6 protein-coding genes are annotated in these 3,354 nt (G+C 64.5%); all 6 read left to right on the forward strand.

What is annotated here, in order from left to right:
• The coding region (locus tag IE122_RS18060; RefSeq protein ID WP_189622618.1) for a helix-turn-helix domain-containing protein at positions 1–706 on the forward strand (706 nt) is incomplete at its 5' end.
• Between the two features lie 235 nt (positions 707–941).
• Positions 942–1,208: an antitoxin of toxin-antitoxin stability system gene (locus IE122_RS18065; RefSeq protein ID WP_189622619.1), complete on the forward strand. Its 267-nt coding sequence runs from the start codon at positions 942–944 to the stop codon at positions 1,206–1,208.
• A complete protein-coding gene (locus IE122_RS18070) occupies positions 1,205–1,489 on the forward strand; it encodes a type II toxin-antitoxin system RelE/ParE family toxin (protein ID WP_189622620.1) in 285 nt (94 codons plus the stop codon). Before IE122_RS18065 ends, IE122_RS18070 begins: the two co-directional genes overlap by 4 nt.
• Positions 1,490–1,672: 183 nt before the next feature.
• Positions 1,673–2,356: an AAA family ATPase gene (locus IE122_RS18075; protein ID WP_189622621.1), complete on the forward strand. Its 684-nt coding sequence runs from the start codon at positions 1,673–1,675 to the stop codon at positions 2,354–2,356.
• A complete protein-coding gene (locus IE122_RS18080) occupies positions 2,353–2,736 on the forward strand; it encodes a hypothetical protein (RefSeq protein ID WP_189622622.1) in 384 nt (127 codons plus the stop codon). Before IE122_RS18075 ends, IE122_RS18080 begins: the two co-directional genes overlap by 4 nt.
• A gap of 239 nt (positions 2,737–2,975) precedes the next feature.
• The coding region (locus IE122_RS18085) for a sugar phosphate nucleotidyltransferase (protein ID WP_189622623.1) at positions 2,976–3,354 on the forward strand (379 nt) is incomplete at its 3' end.

Below are 3,354 nucleotides of genomic sequence, written 5' to 3' on the forward strand. Positions count from 1 at the left end.
GTTCGAGCATGTGTTCTTTGCCGTGCCCGCCAAGGGCGAGACCGACCGGCTGCTGCGCGCCGCGCGGCGGATCCTCGATGCCGGGCGGCAGTTGCGCCGCGAAGCGCGCAGCGGCCAGCGCGCCCTCACCCCGGCCGAACGGCTGCTGACCACCCTCACCGCCGCCGGCGTGCGCGTCTTCGAGGAAATCCTCACCCTCGCCCGGCTCAACCGCGGCCGGGTGTTTCCCAGCTATGACCATCTCGCCGCCGCGACCGGGCTCGGCCGCGCCACCGTCGCGCGGGCCTTGCGCATGCTGGAGACGATCGGCTTCCTGGTCCGGCAGCGCCGCTTCAAGCGGATCGAGAGCGAAGGGCCGGGGCCACGCTACGAACAGACCTCCAATGTCTATCGCGCCATGCTGCCCCGGATCGTCCTTGCCTACCTGCCACGCTGGATGCGCCCTGCCCCGGTGCCCGACGACGAACTGCAGCGCCGCGCCGACCATGCCGAGGATGTGGTAATAATGCGCGCGGGCCTGACCTGCCGCGAGCTGGCGGGCACGATTGCGGACGGTGCGCTGGGCAAGGTCCTTGCTCGGCTTGGCGCGGCGATCGACCGGCGCGATGATGCGAACAGGCGCGAGTCTCAAAAAGATGCGCAACCGCTACTGGATTCTTATTCATATGAGGGAAAGCGGAGTTGGCCTAGTCGGCCAACACGTTGATGAGGCTTCAATCCAACCGGTTCCGCCTCGCAGCATCACCAAGCCACGCCGAAAACCTCCAACGCGCCGCTTCGCGTCGCGAGTGCTCCCAGAGGAGCAAGCGGCCTTGGCGGCGCGCGCGGGATCGTCACGCTAACCGCAGGCGATGCGTTGTGACCCGGTTGTCGCCAGGCCAGATTGACCGGCCGCGGCCTTAGCCGGTATATACAACGTCATTACTGAAGGAAATGACGCCATGAAAGCAGCCGTATTCACCATGAAGCTTGAACCTGACCTCAGGGCCGCGTTCATGGCCGAAGCTGAGGCCAGCCATCGTCCCGCCTCGCAAGTTGTTCGCGAATTTATGCGTTCGTTCGTCCAGCAGCAACGGGCGCAGCGCGAGCATGATGCCTTCCTGCAACGCAAGGTCGAAGTGGCCCGCGCATCGATGGCCGATGGGTTGGGCCGCTCGAATGAAGAGGTTGAAGCCGCCTTTGCTACTCGGCGTGCAGCCCATTCGTGAAAATTGTCTGGACGCCGGAGGCAGAGAGGGACCGTTCCGCGATTTGGGATTATCACGTGTCGCGCGATCCGGCCGCTGCCCTCCGGATTGACCAGCTATTCAGCGAAGCCGTTGCCAAGCTGACCAATTTTCCCATGCTTGGTCATGCCGGCATCGTTGCCGGAACACGCGAACTTACCCCGCACCGGAGCTATCGCATCATCTACGAGGTTCTGGACGATACGGTCTGGATTCTGGTTGTGATCCATACAGCTCGGCAATGGCCTCCGCTTCAAGACTGACCTGGTTCACCTTGCGAATGTCGAGCCGAAGGCGTGCCTTCGCTCGCCTCATCCCGGTACGAGATTAAAGACATCAAAAGGATATCCTTAAAATATAGCACATCGATATGTATAGGATATCCATTGCGACATCGATATGGATAGGCTATCTAAACCAACGTCGCTTCTGAAGGATCCCGCCGCATGCCTGCCATATCCGTCGCCAATCCCAAGGGTGGGGCCGGCAAGACGACGCTCACGTTCGTCCTCGCCTGCGAACTCGCGCGCAGCGGGGCCAGCGTCGCGGTGATCGATGCCGATCCCAATGCGATCATCGCCGGATGGGCGCGCAAGCGGGCCGAGCAGGGCAGGGGGGCACCGTTCGAGATTATCGCCGGCCCCAAGGAATCCGAATTGGTCCGGCTCATCGACCAATATACCGCCAGCCACGATTTCGTGCTGATAGACCTTGAAGGCACCGCCTCGCGGATGACCTCGCGCGCGCTGGCCCGCTCGCATCTGGTGCTGATCCCGTTCAACCTCTCGCCGATCGATGCCGAACTGGCCGCCAACGCGGTGAGCCTGATCCAGGAGGAGGCCGAGGCGCTCGGCCGCGATATCCCGTTCCGCCTGGTGCGCAGCCGTGACAATGCCGCGATGCAGACCAAGACCGCACGGCGGATCGTCGCCGCGATCGACGAGGCCGAACTGCCGCTGCTGTCCGTCGGCCTGGTCGAGCGGGCAGCGTTCCGCGACGTCTTCGATTTTGCCGCGACGCTCGAAGAACTGGACGAGGCGACGACCTCGGGCGTGCCGGCAGCAAGAACCAACGCTTACGACATGGCACGCGCGGTGCTGCAGGCGGTACAGGAGGAGATGCGGCGATGACCAGTCAGGGGAGCGGCTACGGCTTCGGCAAGAAACCCGCAGATGCGTCAAAAGAAGCCGGGGCAGGGCAGGGCGCAGGTGAGACGGCGCGCCTTGACCTCAGCGGCATCGAACGCGGCCCGGTCGTCGTCGATCCGGCGCGCGAACAGGCAGCCCTCGCGCGCGGAGCCGCGCTCGGCTTCGTCGATCGCAGCGCCGGCGAAGAGGCCGGGGCAGAAACAGCGAAGCGCCGCCGCCGAGCGGCCTCGCCGCAAGGCAGCGTCTTCATCAAGGGCCCGCAGGACACGCTCGACTGGTTCATCGACTACACCAACCAGCGCGGCCACCGCTCCTACTGGCAAACGCTGGAGGAATTCCGCGCGCTGGTGGAGGGCAGGTGAGGGGCCTTAGGGCCCCTCTCTCAGATTGATTGTCATACATTCCCGGCGTCGCGCCTATCCGGCCCTCACTTTGCGATCACTTGCAAAGTCTGCTTGAGCAGACCGTTTGCTCCCTGCGCCGCATCGGGATCAGGTCTCATGCGTCAACGCCGGCGGTAAAGTGACATTTTGCTGCATTGCACCCAGCGCATGTGCTTTTCCCTTAATCGCCCACCGGAATTGAGCAATAAGCCCGAATCATGGTTACCCTAGTTCCCGTCATTTTGTGCGGCGGCAGTGGCACGCGGCTGTGGCCGCGCAGCCGCGCGACCAAGCCCAAGCCGTTCCTCCCGCTGGTCGGCGATCGCACGCTTTTCGAAGCCACCGTGGGGCGCTGCCCGCCCGATCTGGGGTTCGCCGCGCCGATCGTGGTGACCGGGCACCTGCACCTTGAACACGTCGAAGCCCAGCTTGGCGAGATCGCGGGGGCGCAAGTGCTGGTGGAGCCGGTGGGGCGCAACACCGCTGCGGCGATCGCGATGGCGGCGTGCCGGTTGCCGGATGATGCGGTGATGCTGGTGTGCCCCAGCGATCACCACATCGGCAACGCGCAGGCGTTTGCCGAAGCGGCACTGGCGG

It is taken from the genome of Novosphingobium colocasiae (assembly GCF_014652555.1).
GTDB classification, from domain to species: domain Bacteria; phylum Pseudomonadota; class Alphaproteobacteria; order Sphingomonadales; family Sphingomonadaceae; genus Novosphingobium; species Novosphingobium colocasiae.